Annotated in this window: 14 protein-coding genes; 6 read left to right on the top strand and 8 right to left on the bottom strand. The window is 64.0% G+C overall.

Going from position 1 to position 16,261, the window contains the following annotated elements; genetic code table 11:
• Positions 1-392 precede the first annotated feature (392 nt).
• From HLH45_RS09840 to HLH45_RS09820, 5 genes are all read right to left on the bottom strand, one after another.
• Complete coding sequence (locus HLH45_RS09840) at positions 393-1,109, bottom strand: TorF family putative porin (protein ID WP_011346562.1); 717 nt, start codon at positions 1,107-1,109, stop codon at positions 393-395.
• Between the two features lie 277 nt (positions 1,110-1,386).
• On the bottom strand, positions 1,387-2,418 hold the full coding sequence (locus tag HLH45_RS09835; RefSeq protein ID WP_008571641.1) for a sulfate/molybdate ABC transporter ATP-binding protein: 1,032 nt from the start codon (positions 2,416-2,418) through the stop codon (positions 1,387-1,389).
• Between the two features lie 7 nt (positions 2,419-2,425).
• The gene (cysW, locus tag HLH45_RS09830; RefSeq protein ID WP_011346560.1) at positions 2,426-3,379 is read right to left on the bottom strand and encodes a sulfate ABC transporter permease subunit CysW; all 954 of its coding nucleotides are present in this window, start codon (positions 3,377-3,379) and stop codon (positions 2,426-2,428) included.
• Positions 3,376-4,236 carry a sulfate ABC transporter permease subunit CysT gene (gene cysT / locus HLH45_RS09825; RefSeq protein WP_011346559.1) on the bottom strand — a complete coding sequence of 287 codons (861 nt, stop codon included), beginning with the start codon at positions 4,234-4,236 and terminating at the stop codon, positions 3,376-3,378. The genes cysW and cysT overlap by 4 nt, the downstream gene beginning before the upstream one ends.
• Before the next feature lie 3 nt (positions 4,237-4,239).
• On the bottom strand, positions 4,240-5,337 hold the full coding sequence (locus HLH45_RS09820; protein WP_029818780.1) for a sulfate ABC transporter substrate-binding protein: 1,098 nt from the start codon (positions 5,335-5,337) through the stop codon (positions 4,240-4,242).
• 90 nt (positions 5,338-5,427) lie between these two features.
• On the opposite strand from HLH45_RS09820, the gene kbl reads away from it, so the two are divergent.
• Together kbl and HLH45_RS09810 are read left to right on the top strand one after the other, a co-directional pair.
• Positions 5,428-6,636 (top strand): glycine C-acetyltransferase, encoded by a 1,209-nt coding sequence (gene kbl / locus HLH45_RS09815; protein ID WP_008571645.1) that lies wholly within the window; start codon positions 5,428-5,430, stop codon positions 6,634-6,636.
• Positions 6,637-6,638: 2 nt separating this feature from the next.
• Positions 6,639-7,031 (top strand): HNH endonuclease, encoded by a 393-nt coding sequence (locus tag HLH45_RS09810; protein ID WP_029818779.1) that lies wholly within the window; start codon positions 6,639-6,641, stop codon positions 7,029-7,031.
• On the opposite strand, the gene HLH45_RS09805 is transcribed toward HLH45_RS09810, so the two are convergent.
• The 3 genes from HLH45_RS09805 to HLH45_RS09795 form a co-directional block, all read right to left on the bottom strand.
• Complete coding sequence (locus HLH45_RS09805) at positions 6,982-7,842, bottom strand: pseudouridine synthase (protein ID WP_011346555.1); 861 nt, start codon at positions 7,840-7,842, stop codon at positions 6,982-6,984. The genes HLH45_RS09810 and HLH45_RS09805 overlap by 50 nt on opposite strands.
• A 19-nt stretch (positions 7,843-7,861) precedes the next feature.
• The gene (locus HLH45_RS09800; RefSeq protein ID WP_007968908.1) at positions 7,862-8,377 is read right to left on the bottom strand and encodes a hypothetical protein; all 516 of its coding nucleotides are present in this window, start codon (positions 8,375-8,377) and stop codon (positions 7,862-7,864) included.
• A gap of 192 nt (positions 8,378-8,569) precedes the next feature.
• On the bottom strand, positions 8,570-9,667 hold the full coding sequence (locus HLH45_RS09795) for an OmpA family protein (protein ID WP_008571649.1): 1,098 nt from the start codon (positions 9,665-9,667) through the stop codon (positions 8,570-8,572).
• Positions 9,668-10,082: 415 nt separating this feature from the next.
• Here HLH45_RS09795 and HLH45_RS09790 point away from each other — a divergent pair, with 415 nt between their 5' ends.
• The 4 genes from HLH45_RS09790 (at position 10,083) to HLH45_RS09775 (ending at position 16,186) form a co-directional block, all read left to right on the top strand.
• Complete coding sequence (locus HLH45_RS09790) at positions 10,083-11,105, top strand: zinc-binding alcohol dehydrogenase family protein (RefSeq protein WP_033478525.1); 1,023 nt, start codon at positions 10,083-10,085, stop codon at positions 11,103-11,105.
• 203 nt (positions 11,106-11,308) lie between these two features.
• Positions 11,309-13,348 (top strand): NADPH-dependent 2,4-dienoyl-CoA reductase, encoded by a 2,040-nt coding sequence (locus HLH45_RS09785; RefSeq protein ID WP_008571652.1) that lies wholly within the window; start codon positions 11,309-11,311, stop codon positions 13,346-13,348.
• 1,353 nt (positions 13,349-14,701) lie between these two features.
• Positions 14,702-15,163 carry a cell wall hydrolase gene (locus HLH45_RS09780; RefSeq protein ID WP_005915848.1) on the top strand — a complete coding sequence of 154 codons (462 nt, stop codon included), beginning with the start codon at positions 14,702-14,704 and terminating at the stop codon, positions 15,161-15,163.
• 408 nt (positions 15,164-15,571) lie between these two features.
• On the top strand, positions 15,572-16,186 hold the full coding sequence (locus HLH45_RS09775; protein WP_008571654.1) for a glutathione binding-like protein: 615 nt from the start codon (positions 15,572-15,574) through the stop codon (positions 16,184-16,186).
• The last annotated feature ends 75 nt before the right edge of the window (positions 16,187-16,261 follow it).

The following is a 16,261-nucleotide window of genomic DNA, read 5'->3' as shown; positions in this document are numbered from 1 at the left end:
ATAGTTTGCTGGTGGATTCATTGAAGAACGAACACACCGCAGCAGATCGTCCACTGAATGCCTCCTTGGAACTCGACGCACCGACCAGCTCAACTGATCCTTGCCCGCTCACCGTCGCGGGACCCGTGGCGACATGGACGACGCCACGGAGCTTGCACGGACGCACGTGCCGCGTGCTGCGCGATGGTGGGCGGGCAAGGCCCCTGCAGACGGTCCGCCGATCGGCAGCTCCACAAGTGATCGATCCACAAGCTGCAGTCATTCAAGAATCGAACCAGCCAAGCCTCGAGTCTTGACCGAGTTTGGACGCAGAGGCAGACAACCCAGTGCGTCGACGCTTCCCGCATGACGACGACTCTGCACGTTGTCAGAGTCGCTTCAATCAGTCGCCATCACGGCCAGGTGACGGTCGCCGTTGCCACCAGATGGTTCTGCGAATTCTGACGACCGAAGCCGAATTCGGCGGCTTTGCTGGTGTCGTAATAACCCACGCTCAAACCCAGCGGGCCGAACGTCTTGCCGACGTTGACGCCGAAATCGTTGTAGTCGTGGTCCACCTGACTCAGCGACGAGGTGTAGACGCTGTGCCCTGCGTGCGCGCCGAGCGTAAAGTCGTACGGCAACGTCCAGTTGGCATCGAAGGCGTAGTAATAGCCATCGGTCTTGCTGCCGTACAGATCGTCGGTGTAGGCGACCGTCACGCTATAGGTCTTCAGGAACGTGGTCTTGGTGATCAACTCGGCGTAGTTGGATGCGCCCGCTCCCAGATACTGGTAACGGTTGATCATGACGTCGAAGTTCCAGTGGGTGCCCAGGTCGGTGTTGTAGCCGACGAAACCATCCACTTCCCAATCCGGGTCGCCGGCGCCGAAATCGACGTTGGACGACCAGGTCCCCAGGTACAACCCGAATGGCGTCTTGTAGGTCAAACCGGCCTGAAACGCAGGCTCTTCATTTGTCTGCGAAATACCGCGGAACAGGTAATCGCTGGTCACCGCGAAGGTGCCGCTGAACGGCGATGTAGACGCATCTTCGTCCTGCGCCTGCGCAAGCGGTGCAACGCCCAACAGGAGTAACGAAAGACAACAAGCGAGCGGGGACGACTTCATGGGCATCTCCTGGAGCGATGAACGGTGGGATGGCGCGAAGCGAGGCTGCAAGGACTTATTAGTCCAACTGTCATTGCAGCGCAACATGAAAGTCGCGTTCGCTTGATCCAGCGCACACACTCAAGAGCCCATGCGCGAATCAGGTGTCGATGTCATCGACCGCTTGCGCCGAATCTTGATGTTCGGGTTGAAATCGGGCAGCGGAATTGGTCACAGCAAAGGCGAAACGCGCCTCGCTCATCCATTCCTGCGCCCTGCGATCTCAGCCGGCGCCCGCTTACGCGGGAAATATCCCGTACTGCCGTGCTGCCAAGCGCACTTGCTGCCCTGGCTGGAAGCTACCGGCAGAGGCCGGCAGTTCCACCTCCACTTCGTTGCCCGCCGGTTCCAGCGTTGCGCGCAGCCGCAGGCGTGGCCCGCTGCGTTGCGACCACGCCACCGTCGCCGGCCAGCCCGCCTCGTCGGGCACCAGATCTTCCGGCCGCACATACACCTCCACCGGCCCTGCAGCCAGCGCGGCATTGGGCAGGGGAAGTGCGTGCCCAGCCACCTGGATCTGCCCCTGCGCCAGCACCCCGGGGATACGGTTCACCGCACCCACGAACGAATACACGAATGGCGAGGCCGGCTTGTCGTAGATCATGGCCGGCGTGTCGAGTTGCTCGATGCGGCCGCGGTTGAGGATGGCCACGCGGTCGGCCAGTTCCAGGGCTTCTTCCTGGTCATGGGTGACGAAGACCGTGGTCAGGCCGGTACGTTCGTGCAACTCGCGCAGCCAACGGCGCAGGTCGCGGCGCACCTGCGCATCCAGCGCCCCGAATGGCTCGTCCAGCAACAGCACGCGCGGCTCGATCGCCAGCGCGCGCGCCAGCGCCACGCGCTGCCGCTGGCCGCCGGAGAGCTGGGTGGGATAACGCTGTTCCAGGCCCTGCAGCTGCACCAGCGCCAGCAGTTCCTCCACGCGCGCACGGATGCGTGCTTCGGCCCAACGCGCGTTGCCGCGGCGCACGCGCAAGCCGAACGCGATGTTCTCGAACACGTCCATATGCTTGAACAATGCGTAGTGCTGGAACACGAAGCCGACCCGGCGCGATTGCACGCTCATGCGGGTGGCATCTTCATCGCCGAACAGCACCTGGCCGCCATCGGCATGCTCCAGCCCGGCCATGATCCGCAGCAGCGTGGTCTTGCCCGAGCCGGAGGGCCCAAGCAAGGCCAGCAACTCGCCCTGGCGCACTTCCAGATTGATGTCGTCCAGCGCGGTAAAGGTCTCGAACTGCTTGCGCAGGCGATGAATGCGGATGCCCATGGTCACCTCAATGGCGGTGGTTGGCGGCCAGCGAATCGCCGTGTCGCCATTCCAGATACGTCTTCAGCGCCAACGTCAGCAGCGCGGTCAATGCCAGCAGCGACGCGCAGGCAAATGCGGCGCTGTAGGCATATTCGTTGTAGAGAATTTCCACATGCAGCGGCAGCGTATTGGTGCGTCCACGGATATGCCCGGACACCACCGACACCGCCCCGAATTCGCCCATCGCGCGCGCCGCGCACAGCAGCACGCCGTACAGCAGGCCCCAACGGATATTGGGCAACGTCACCCGCCAGAACATCTGCCAGCCGTTCGCGCCCAGGCTTAGTGCCGCCAGTTCCTCGTCGCTGCCCTGCTGCTCCATCAGCGGCATCAGTTCGCGCGCGATGAAGGGGAATGTCACGAACGTGGTCGCCAGCACGATGCCCGGCAACGCGAACACGATCCGCGGCAGCTGAATCACCAACTCGCCCAGCACCGGCAGCTGCACATGCCAGCCTTCGTCGATCAGCGGCCAGGCCCAGCCGCTGCGGCCGAAGATCAGTACGAAGATCAAGCCCGCCACCACCGGCGACACCGAAAACGGCAGGTCGATCAGGCTGACCAGCAGACGTTTGCCCCAGAACTGATGCTTGCTGATGGCCCACGCCGCGGCCACGCCGAATACCAGATTCAACGGCAGCACGATCGCCGTCACCAGCAAGGTCAGCTTGATCGCCGACAACGCGTCCGGGTCGACCACCGCACGCAGGAAGGTTTCCCAACCGCCACGCAATGCCTCGGCGAACACCAGCACCAGCGGCAGCAGCAAGAACGCCAGCAGAAAGAGCACGGCCCCCAGGATCATCAGCCATTGCACCCAGCGCGGCTCATTGGTGGCCGAATCGCTGATGCGGCGCGCCTGCTTGGTCATGGCGTGGGTAGGCAACATGGAAGGCAGCGATGAAACGGCATCGTTCATACGGGCCTCCGTTGATAGCGCAGCAGCCGTGCCTGTAGCGTATTGACCACCAGCAGGATCACGAACGACAGCAACAACATGGCCGCGGCAATGGCAGTGGCGCCGGCGTAGTCGAATTCTTCCAGCCGGATGGTGATCAGTAGCGGGGCGATCTCGGTGGAATTGGGCAGGTTGCCGGCAATGAAGATCACCGAGCCGTACTCCCCCACGCCGCGCGCAAATGCCAGCGCAAACCCGGTCAGGACCGCTGGCCACAGCCCCGGCAGCACCACCCGCCATACCGTCTGCCAGCGCGAGGCACCCAGCGTGGCGGCGGCAGCCTCCATTTCACGATCGCTCTCTGCCAGTACCGGCTGCACCACCCGCACCACGAAAGGCAGGCCCACAAAGACCAACGCCAGCACGATTCCCAGCTGCGTGTAAGCCACCTTGATCCCGATCGCCTCCAGCCAGCGCCCCACCCACCCGTTGCCGCCGTACAGCGCGGTCAGCGCAATGCCGGCCACCGCGGTGGGCAACGCGAACGGCAGATCGATCACCGCATCGAAAAAGCGCTTGCCCGGGAACCTGTAACGCACGAAGACCCAGGCCACCCAGGTGCCCATCACCGCGTTGAAGGCACCGGCCGCAAACGCGGTGCCGAAGCTCACCCGCAGCGCCGACAGCACGCGCGGCTCGCTCCATACCCGCCACAGGCCCTCCCAGCCCAGACCGCTGGTCTTGATGAAGATGCCCAGCAGCGGGATCAGCACGATCAGGCCAAGCCAGGTCAGGGTGATGCCCAGACTCAGGCCCAGCCCCGGCATCACGCGTCGGCGCGATGACGGCGCTGGGTGGGGTGCAACCGACATCGACATCGCCTACTTGTTGGCCTGGATCTGGTCGAACACGCCACCGTCGGCGAAGTGCTCCTGCTGCGCCTTCTCCCATGAGCCGAACGCCTGCTGGATGGTCACCAGCTTGATGTCCGGAAACCGCGCCATGTCGGCCGGGTCGGCAAATTCGGGATGTCGCGGGCGATAGAAATGCTTGGCTGCCAGCTTCTGCCCTTCAGGCGCATACAGATCGCGCAGGTAGGCTTCGGCCACCTCGCGGGTGCCATGCTTGTCGACGTTTTTGTCCACCAGCGCCACCGACGGCTCGGCCAGGATCGACAGCTTCGGCACCACGATCTCGAACTTGTCCTTGCCCAGTTCCTCGCGCGCCAGCAGCGCTTCGTTTTCCCAGGCCAGCAGCACATCGCCGATGCCGCGCTGCACGAACGTCGTGGTGGCACCGCGTGCGCCGGTATCCAGCACCGGCACGTTGCGGAACAGCGCCTGCATGTAGCGCAGGATGCGCTGGCGGTCGCCCTTGAAGATGTGGTCGGCATACGCCCAGGCGGCCAGATAGTTCCAGCGCGCGCCTCCGGAGGTCTTCGGGTTCGGCGTCACCACCGCCACGCCAGACCGCAGCAGGTCCGGCCAGTCGTGGATGTTCTTCGGGTTGCCCTTGCGCACCAGGAACACGATGGTCGAGGTATACGGCGCACTGTTGTCGGGCAGGCGCTTTTCCCAATCGGCATTGATCAGCTTGGCCTTCTGCGCGATGGCATCCACGTCGTAGGCCAGCGCCAGGGTCACCACGTCGGCCTCGATGCCATCGATCACCGCGCGCGCCTGCTTGCCAGAGCCGCCGTGCGAGGTTTCCACGGTCACCGTGTCCTGCGGGTGCTGCTGTTTCCACTGCGCGGCGAAAGCGGCGTTGTAGTCGCGGTAGAACTCGCGGGTGGGGTCGTAGCTCACGTTGAGCAGCCCGATCTCGCGCGCGCCAGCCGGCCCGGCCAGGACCAGCAAGGCGCAAAGAAGGGAGGCAAAACGGAAACGGGGGTATGTCACGACGATCTCCTGGCCGGTTGAGCACAGCTGAACAGCAAGCATGCCATGCTGCGCAGCGGCACGCAGGCGGTGAAATGACATCAGCGCCGCCTCTTATGCCGATTTTGCATGACGTAGTGGTATGCCACCGTGATCGTTAAAATTGCGCTTCTTTCTGCCACTGCGACCGCCATGACCACCGCTCCCGCCGCGCTGACTGCCCATTACGCCGCCGAACTGGAGGCCATCCAGGCCCAAGGCCTGTTCAAGTCCGAGCGCATCATCACCGGTCCGCAGTCGGCCGAGATCACCCTGGCCGATGGCCGCCGCGTGCTGAACTTCTGTGCCAACAACTATCTGGGCCTGGCCGACCACCCGGACATCATCCAGGCCGCCAAGGACGCGCTGGACAGCCACGGCTTCGGCATGGCCTCGGTACGCTTCATCTGCGGCACCCAGGACCTGCACAAGCAACTGGAACGCAGCATCGCCGAGTTCTTCGGCACCGAAGACACCATCCTCTACGCGGCCTGCTTCGATGCCAACGGCGGCCTGTTCGAACCGCTGCTGGGCGAGCACGACGCCATCATTTCCGACGCGCTCAACCATGCTTCCATCATCGATGGTGTGCGCCTGTGCAAGGCCAAGCGCTTCCGCTACGCCAACTGCGACATGGCCGATCTGGAGGCGCAGCTGCAGGCCGCCGACGCCGCCGGTTGCAAGACCAAGCTGATCACCAGCGACGGCGTGTTCTCGATGGACGGCTTCATCGCCCCGCTCGACGAAATCACTGCCCTGGCCCGCAAGTACAACGCGCTGGTGCATATCGACGAATGCCACGCCACCGGCTTCCTCGGCGCCACCGGCCGCGGCTCGGCCGAGGTCAAGGGCGTCCTGGACCAGATCGATATTTTCACCGGCACCCTGGGCAAGGCCATGGGCGGCGCACTCGGCGGCTTTACCACCGCAAAGCGCGAAGTGATCGAGTTGCTGCGTCAGCGTTCGCGCCCCTACCTGTTCTCCAATTCATTGCCCCCGCACGTGGTGGCTGCCGGCATCAAGGCCTTCGACATGCTGGATGCCGCGGGCGAGCTGCGCACGCAGCTGGTCGAAAACACCACCTATTTCCGCGCACGCATGACTGCCGCCGGTTTCGACGTCAAACCGGGCGTGCATCCGATCAGCCCGGTGATGCTGTACGACGCACCGCTGGCGCAAAAATTCGCCGAGCGCTTGCTGGAAGAAGGCATCTACGCCATCGGCTTTTTCTTCCCGGTGGTTCCGAAAGGCCAGGCGCGCATTCGCACCCAGATCAGCGCAGCGCATACGCGCGAGCACCTGGATCAAGCGATCGAAGCGTTCATCAAGATCGGGCGCGAACTCAAGGTCATCGACGCCTGAGCATGCGCACGGTGCTGCGCCAACGGCTGCTGCTGGCGGCGCAGACCGATGCGCAGGCGCAGCTGCACGACGGCCTTTGGGAGACACGCTGCCTGCATTGCCGTCGGCATCTGCAGGTGCTCGCCGACGGCGAACCGCTTGGCCACACGACGCTGGAACACGTGGTGCCGCAGGCCTGGTTCGGTCGTCGCGCGGCGGCGGCGCTGTGCGCGCTGGTGGGCGGCGATGCCAACGATGCGCGCAATCTGGCGCTGGCCTGTGCCGGCTGCAATCACGCCAAGGGGCGCCGCCACGATGCCAACGGCGCCGGCGACGCACGCGCTTACGAAGTGGTGAGCGCCCTGCTCAGCGCGCGTCTGGCGCGCTGGCGCGCGCCGCCGGCACCAACGTCCTGACTTCCTCGGCGCTCAGCATCCGCCACGCGCCTTTGCCGAGCTCCCCCATCGCCAGCGGGCCGATCGCCACCCGCACCAGCCGCAGTACGCCGATATCGACTGCGGCCAACAGCCGGCGGATCTGCCGATTACGGCCTTCGTCCAGCACGATTTCCAGCCAGGCATTGCGCTCGCCTTCGCGCAGCACGCTGACCTGTTTGGCACGCAACAGCACGCCCTCCCCCTCAGGATCGGTATCTGCCACACCGGCCTGCAGCTGCGTCAGTTGCGCGGCACTGGGGCGGCAATCGATCTGCACGTGGTACGTCTTGTCCGGCCCTCTCGCCGGGTCGGTCACCGTCGCCGCCCATTGGGGGTCGTTGCTGAAAAGCAGCAGGCCTTCGCTGGCCTTGTCCAGGCGCCCCACCGGCGCGATCCACGGTAGGCCGGCGCCATCGAAGCAACGGTAGACAGTGTCCCTGCCCTGCTCGTCGCGCACGGTGGTGACCACGCCACGCGGCTTGTTGAGCATCAGATAGCAACGCGCCGGCCCCGCGAGCGGCTGCCCATCGACAGTGATGGACGATTGCTGATCGCCGCGGATCGGAAATTCTGGGTCGCGCACCACACGCGCCGACACGCTGACGCGGCCATCGGCAATCCAGCGCGCTGCCTCGGTGCGCGAACACACACCAAGCTTGGACAGCACACGCGCCAGCCCATGGCGTGGCGCGGCATTGGCGGATGCGGCAGCGGACGTGCGCACTGCACCGGCCGCTCCCGGACCACGCTGACGCTGCCGGGACGTTGCCGGCGCAGGTCGCCGGGGCATGCCGTCCCGACCGCAGGGCTTACTTGTTTTCGACCGACTTGGCGTCGGCTGCAGGTGCTGCGGGCGCTGCCGCGGCAGGTGCCGCGCCAGCGGCCGGGCGTGCCTTGACCACGCGCACACCGCGGGCCTTCATCCAGGCATCGAATTCTTCTGCCGTCATGCGCTTGCCGTTCTGGCTCATGTCGAAGCGCCACGGGGTGTTGTCGAACGCGGTGGTCGCCTTGTAGGCCGCCGGGTCGTTCGGGTTGACGGTGCCGCCAGGCGGAATGACCTTGGCCAGATCCTGGCAGCCTTCCACGCGCAGGCGCAGCAGCACGCGATCCACCGACTGGTCGCTGCTATAGGGCTGTGCCAGCACGCCAGTGGGCATGCCCAGCTGCACGCTGCGGGTGTAGAACTCGGCAGCCGCCGGTGCAACCACGGTGGCGGGCAACGGCAGTGGCTGGGACACCATGCTGCCGGCGCAGTTCGGAGCGGCGTAGGCGGCGGGGATCAGAGCGAGACAGAGCAGTCCTGCCGTAGCGGTACGCAGCATCGGGTTCTTCCAAGTATGAGTGTGGTATTGACGCGGCGAGTGTAGGCAGCGATGAACGCTGTTTCAACAGGAACCGTGCCTGGATGGCAACACAGACAGGATCGGCAGCGCCTGAGCGCGCTTTTCCAGGGCCTGCATAGACAAAACCCGGCGCAAGGCCGGGTTTTGTATGCAGCAAAGCTAGCGGTCCAATTAGTTCTGGACGTTCAGCTCGGTACGACGGTTCTTCGCACGACCTTCCGGATTGTCCGAACCATCCGGGTTGGTGTTCGGAGCAATCGGACGGCTCTCGCCGTAGCCGATCGGGCCGACCAGACGCGACGCATCGACGCCGTTCTTGGTCAGGTAGTCGTACACGGTGGTCGCACGACGCTCGGACAGCTTCTGGTTGTACGCGTCGGTACCCTTCGAGTCGGTGTGACCGGCAACCTCGACCTTCAGGTCGGGGTAACGCTTCAGGATTTCGGTCGCTTCGCTCAGGATCGAGACGGCATCCGGACGCAGGGTCGACTTGTTGAAGTCGAAGTTCACGCCCTTCAGGTCGATCGAGACAGGAACCGGGCAACCGTCCGGACCGATGGTCTGGCCAGGCTGCGAGTTCGGGCACTTGTCGTCGCAGTTGTTGACGCCGTCACCGTCGTCATCCAGATCGGCGCAGCTCGGAGCAACCGGAGCCGGAGCCGGCGGCGGAGCGGTCGACGGAGCCGGTCCCAACGGGATCACGACGCCGACCGAAGCCAGCACGTCACCGAACCAGTCTTCGCGCGGAGCGGCGACGCTCTGGTCGTTGAAGTCAGCGCGGTAGGCCAACTCGGCACGCACGGCGACGCGCTTGTCGAAGGTGGTCTGCAGACCGACACCAGCCTTGGCGGCAAAGTTGCCGTCCTTCTGCTGGCCCGGCGAAACCGGGTTCGGGGTCGCGTCGAATTCTTCTTCCGAACGCTGGTAGCCCAGGCCGAACAGCAGGTAGGGGTTCCAGCCGCGGCCTTCCTGGATGAAGTGGCGACGCAGGTCGAACGAGATGCCGTACTGGCTCCAGTTCAGATCCTGGTTGGCATCGAAGTTCGGGTTCTGATAGTTCAGCTCACCGTCGATCGACCAGTTCGGGCTGACGAACTTGCCCAGACCCAGGGTGACGAACGGGGCATCATTGGTCAGGCGATCGCTGTCCTGGAAGTTGAAGCCAGCGCTACCGGTCAGGTACCAACGGTCGTCGAACTCCTGCGCGGAAGCAGCCTGGGCAACTGCCAGACCGCCGAGCAACGCGGCAGTGAGAATTTTCTTGTTCATTTATACAGCTCCTTCTTTGGGAGATAAAACCGATAGAGGCGTTGTGCTTGGTAAAGATGCTCGTCACATCCAGAGCCATCGGGGCGCAGATTAAGCCGGCCTCGGTGAAGATCGCGTTAACGGTCATATAACATGTGAAAGCAATCACCAGGTCCCGCAACGCCAAGCAATACTACGTATACAGCTTCATGAAGGAAAGGACCGCGCGCTCAATTCGGATAACGCACCTGCATGAACCGCAGCCCAATTAAGTCACTTGAATACGCTTTCAGGCTGACTGGTTTTTAGCGTTCCAGGCGGCCTCGAAAACTACATTGGTGAACGCCAGGCCCCGTCCGAGCTGAATTGTGGGGTCGGTGGTTGCGGGCGACTTGCTCCACAACGCACCCTGAACCTCCCGCTCTGGAGCGCTCCAATGAAAGCTGTCGCCCTCACCCGCCATCTTCCGATCGACGATCCCGAATCGCTGCTTGATATGGAACTTCCGACACCTGCGGCGCCGTCGGGGTATGACTTATTGGTGCGGGTGGAAGCGATCTCGGTGAACCCGGTCGATACGAAGGTGCGCGCGCCCAAGCCGCAACCGCTGCACGCGCCGAAGATCCTGGGTTACGACGCCGCCGGGGTGATCGAGGCGGTCGGCCCGGAGGTCACCGCCTTTGCGGTCGGCGACGAGGTCTACTACGCCGGCGATATCGGGCGGCCGGGCAGCAATGCGCAGTACCAGCTGGTGGACGCCCGCATTGCCGGATGCAAACCGACCTCGCTCAGCTTCGCGCAGGCGGCCGCGTTGCCGCTGACCACCCTGACGGCATGGGAGCTGCTGTTCCAGCGCATGCCCTTTTCGTTCGACGGTGCACGCAATCGCGGCAGGCATCTGCTGATCATCGGCGGCGCTGGTGGCGTGGGCTCCATCGCGATCCAGCTGGCGCGGCATGCCGGATTCACGGTGATTGCCACCGCCTCGCGCCCGGAGAGCATCGAGTGGGTTCGCCAAATGGGCGCGCATCACGTGATCGATCATCACCAACCGCTGCAGCCGCAACTGCAGGCGCTGGGGCTGGACACGGTGGACGCCGCGCTCAATCTGGCCGACACCGACCGCTACTGGCAGCCACTGGGCGAAGTGCTGGCGCCGCAGGGCCATGTGGGCCTGATCGTGGAGCCGCGCGGACCGTTGCCGATCGGCGACCCCTACAAATCCAAGTGCATCGGCATCCATTGGGAGCTGATGTTCACGCGCGCGCGCTACGCGACCGAGGACATGGTCGAGCAGCACCGTATCCTCAACCGGGCAGCCAGCCTGATCGATGCCGGCGAACTGCGCACCACGCATACCGAGACGCTGTCGCCGATCAATGCGCAGCAGCTGCGCGAGGCGCATCGTCGGCTGGAAAGCGGCGGCACGATCGGCAAGCTGGTGCTGGCCGGCTGGTAAGGCGGCCGGCGGGCCAAGGTCGCTGCCCCGATGCCCTGGTGCGAAAGGCGCCTGCGCATCGAAGCGCGCCTGTGCGGGCGGCAGCACAGGCGTGGTGCCGAACGGGCGTCTGCAGCATCGGCGCGCCGCTGCATGCACCAGGACTTGCCGCCAGACCGGTTTGCCGGCATCGTGCGCAATCCGTACGCCAGCGTATCCACATCATGTCGCCCGCCACCGGCCCCTCCGCCTTGTCCTTCCCGCACTTGTTCACCCCGCTCGATCTGGGCTTCACGCAATTGCGTAATCGGGTCCTGATGGGCTCGATGCACACGGGCCTGGAAGACCGTGCGCGCGACTTCCCCAAGTTGGCGGCGTATTTCGCCGAGCGCGCCGCCGGTGGCGTGGGCCTGATCGTGACCGGTGGGTTTTCGCCCAATGTGGTGGGCTGGCTCAAGCCATTCGGCGGCAAGTTATCGTGGCCGTGGGAAGTACGCCCGCATCGCCAGGTCACCCGCGCAGTCCACGAACACGGCGCCAAGATCTGCCTGCAGCTGCTGCACGCTGGGCGCTATGCGTACCACCCGCTGTCGGTTGCGCCGTCCAGGCTCAAGGCACCGATCAACCCGTTCACTCCGCGTGCGTTGTCGGCCGGCGCGGTCGACCGGCAGATCGCCGCGTATGCGCGTGCCGCGCGGCTGGCGCGCGAGGCAGGCTACGACGGCGTCGAGGTCATGGGCTCGGAAGGCTATCTGATCAATGAATTCACCGCCGCGCGCACCAATCGGCGCAGCGACGCGTGGGGCGGCGATGCCAGCAAGCGCATGCGCTTTGCGGTGGAGATCGTGCGACGCATCCGCGAGGCTTGCGGGCCGGACTTCATCATCATCTATCGGCTGTCGCTGGTGGATCTGGTCGAAGACGGCAACCAATGGCAGGAAATCCTGGCGCAGGCACAGGCGATCGAAGCGGCCGGCGCGACCATCATCAATTCAGGTATCGGCTGGCACGAAGCGCGCATTCCCACCATCGCCACCTCGGTGCCGCGCGCCGCGTTTGTCGGGGTCACCGCCAAGCTCAAACCGCATCTGCGCATTCCGGTGGTGGCCACCAACCGCATCAACATGCCGGAGGTGGCCGAGCGCATCCTGGCCGACGGTGCCGCAGACATGGTGTCGCTGGCGCGGCCGCTGCTGGCCGACCCGCAGTGGACCAATAAAGCGCGCGCCGGGCAGTCGCACACCATCAATACGTGTATCGCCTGTAATCAGGCCTGCCTGGATCATGTTTTCGACAACAAGCTGGCCAGCTGCCTGGTCAACCCACGTGCCGTGCACGAGACCGAACTCAACTACACCCCGACTGCCACGCCCAAGCGCGTCGCCGTGGTCGGGGCCGGCCCGGCCGGTCTGGCCTGCGCGACAGTGGCGGCAGAACGCGGGCACCGGGTGACCTTGTTCGAGGCTAGCGATGCGATCGGGGGGCAATTCAATGTCGCCAGGCGCATTCCGGGCAAGGAAGAATTCAATGAGACCTTGCGTTACTTCGGCCATCGTATCGAAGCGACCGGCGTGCAGCTGCGTCTGAACACCCCGGTACAGGCGGCCGATCTGAAAGACTTTGACGAAGTCGTGCTGGCAACCGGCATCGAGCCGCGCAAGGTGGATTTCCCCGGTGCCGATCATCCGATGGTGGTGAGCTACCTCGACGTGGTGCTGGGCCGCCACGTGGCCGCCGACAAGGTGGCGATCATCGGTGCCGGCGGCATTGGCTTTGATGTCGGTGAGTTTCTGGTGCACACCGGCCAATCGCCTGCGCTGGATCCGCAGCGCTGGATGGCCGAATGGGGCGTAGACCCGAACTTCGAAGCGCGCGGTGCGTTGACCAAACCGCAACCCGAGCGCGCCGCCCGCCAGGTCTGGCTGTTGCAGCGCAGCCCCGGCAAGCCTGGTGCACGCCTGGGCAAGACCACCGGCTGGATCCACCGCGCGACGCTCAAGGCCAAGGGCGTCAAGATGCTCGGCGGCGTGGAATATCTGGGCGTGGACGATGCCGGCCTGCGCGTTCGCGTGGAAGGCAGCGAACAGCTGCTGGATGTCGGTACGGTGGTGGTGTGCGCCGGGCAGGAGCCGCGTCGCGAGTTGCTGGCTGCGCTGCAGGCCAATGGCCAGCAGCCGCATTTGATCGGTGGCGCGGACGTGGCGGCCGAACTGGATGCCAAGCGCGCGATCAACCAGGCAAGTCGGCTGGCCGCGACTCTGTAAGGGGTTTTCGAAGACGGCGTCACCACGACGCCGTCGTTGTGTTCGCGTCCTGGCTGCACGACTGACGTGCATGCGGCGTTACCGACGTCGACATGCACGCGGATGTGGCGGTCTGCGACGCGCATTCCCTCTTTTTGTCGTGCGGCTCGGCGATAAGTGCCGCATGCATCGTCACCGCGCGCACTGCCGCCTGCCATATTGCGTGCCTGCACGACAGCACATTTCGACACGCGCCTGCCTGGTAGACGGGTGGGCACTTCGCGCACCTGAAACGCGCTCGGGTCGATGCTTGTTTCTTGCGCTGTCGATTCGCAGTTACTGCGAGAGCATCAACGCGGTTATGGGATGCGAATACACCGCACGCTTTGTCACTTGGATAAAGATTTTCGAAAGCTGCATGCACGCGATGCCGACAGTGCATGCTGCACTGACTGCAGCACCTGGCGCCTCATCGCCTCCTTCGCTTTGGGGTCCATTCGTTTTGAAACTTATGTGCTTGGCACTTCTGCACTTGAGCATCTTCGTGCTCTTGCGCGCATAAGCAGGCGACCTCGGAACACATCGCAACGCAGTAGGGCGCACCCCTGGCGCATCGAATGATCGACGAGCTGTCGAAACATGGTCACGCATCCTCCGAACGTCATGCAGTGACGGAAATCGCGTCGTAATGGCAGATAGCTTTCGCTGCAGCGGATGGCGTCTGTGCTGCTTCCGATGGCGTTATCAGCAAGATGCGTCGAGACCGCGCATCTGTACGCATCCAAGATGATGTCTAAATCGCCAAGACTGCAGCACGACGATGTATCTCGGACACGTAGCACTTCCGCCATCGCTGGCGTCACCGCAATGCTCTTTTTTCTCGCGCATTCGTGGTCGATGTACGAAACCCAACTGCGCAACTCCAGTGGACCACACAACAACGCGTGACGAGCGCGTGTAAGAAAAATTCGCTTATGCGGAGGGTGCTTTTTTGGCCGCCAGGCGATCTTCCCAAACCAACGCGCAATGCCGCAGCGTGCGCGATGTGGCAAAAAATCCAGGCAACACAACAGTCGCTGCAACGATGCGACGCAGATGCGCTGTTGCGATGCACGCGACGCGGGTGTGCAGCGCCATGCGTTGCGGGCAGTTGCAATCGTCAACCCCTCTCATTCAGCCGCGATTGTGTGATCGACGCCTACCTTGCGCCAACTTTTTGACCCACCGCATTTGGTGGGCGCCTTCGGCAGATGGTCTTTCGCCGAAGCATTTGGCGACCGGTGGCAGGTCGCCTCCCCATGACGCCAAGCCCTCTGCACTGGTGCATCCACATTGGATGCTCTGCGGACCGGCCCATACGGAGCAAGGAGTTCTATGAAACTTGTTTGGATACTCTGGCTGTCGCATGTGTTGCCGCAGCCAGCCGCAGATTCGCTGTGTTTGAGCACGACCGTCTATCTGGAAGCGCGCGACCAGACCTTGCGTGGCCAACAGGCCGTTGCAGAAGTTGCGTTGCGTCGCCTGGATAGTGGTTTGTGGGGCGATTCGATGTGTCAGGTGGTCACTGCACGCAAGCAGTTCGCGCCGACGATCGTCGCGCCAGGCACGCAGCTGAAGAACGACGATGCCTGGAACAAGGCATTGGGCGTGGCACTGGCGGCGCAGCGCAACTGGGCATTGCCGGTTGGCCAACGCAAGGAGATCGTGCCGGGCGCCAGCCACTTTGCCGCAAGCGCAATTGCGAGCCCCAGCTGGCGTAATGCCTATCAGGTGGCCACCATCGGCGACCACACGTTCTATCGCGTGCAATCGCTGCGCCCGCGCAACGCGTCCTAAGCGCGGACTGTCGCGGTACCTCTGAGCGTCATACGTCGCTGGGATCGTTGATCATCGAGACGCAGTGCCGCTGCGTTTGACGTGTTTCAAGCGCCTATCTCAAGACGCTCATGCGTCGCATACAACGGACACACTGCACGCATGGCGATCGACCAGCGCGGCAGCAAGCCTTATCAGGCACCGACTCGCTTCCCGCGCCCGGACAGGTTGCAAAGAAGAGCCTGACCAGGCCGGAGCCGCCACGTGCGCGCTGCAAGTTCGGTGATGCCGTTCATATCGGCGCGACACCAGCGCGAGCGAGCCATGGGCCAATGAGCGGCGCCCTGCTGAAGCCCAATTCCCGCTGCGCGCTCCACACGGCATCGTCTGCCCGCTAAGCTTGGGTCTTCATTCCCGCGTGGATCGTCCATGAAGCTGTATACCAAGCCCGGCGCTTGTTCGCTGGCAGATCACATCGTGTTGCGTTGGTCGGGGCTGCCGTTCGACCTGAGCGTGGTCGATGCGGCAACGATGAAATCTCCAGAGTATCTGCGTCTGAATCCGGCAGGCTCGGTGCCATTGCTGATGGTCGACGATTGGGCACTGACCCAGAATGCAGCCATTCTCAATTACATCGCCGACATCGCACCACTCACCGGCCTATCCGGCGATGGCACCGCGCGCAGCCGTGCCGAGATCAATCGGTGGATCGCCTTCGTCAATGCCGACGTGCACCCCACCTTCAAGCCGATCTTCGGCAGCACCGCGTATCTGCAGGACCCGGCGCTGATTGCGCGCAGCCAGGACGATGCGCGCAGCAAATTGCGCACGCTGTACGAGCGCGTCGATGCGCATCTGCAAGGTCGCACCTGGCTTGCCAGCGACAGCCACACCGGTGCCGATGCGTATTTGTTCGTCACCTTGCTGTGGGCGCAGAAAGTCGCGGTGAATCTGGATGGATTGAATGCGCTGCAGGCGTTCGTGCAACGCATGCTGGCCGATGCCGATGTTCAGGCTGCGCTCAAGGCCGAAGGCCTGGCCTGACCGCGCAGTCTCTGCCACGCGAGGCGCAATAAAAAAACGCCGGGCAATGCCCGGCGTTTTCATGACAGCAGTGAC

The sequence above is a fragment of the Xanthomonas euvesicatoria genome, from assembly GCF_013112235.1.
GTDB lineage: Bacteria > Pseudomonadota > Gammaproteobacteria > Xanthomonadales > Xanthomonadaceae > Xanthomonas > Xanthomonas euvesicatoria.
This window is presented reverse-complemented; position numbering and strand designations above follow the sequence as displayed.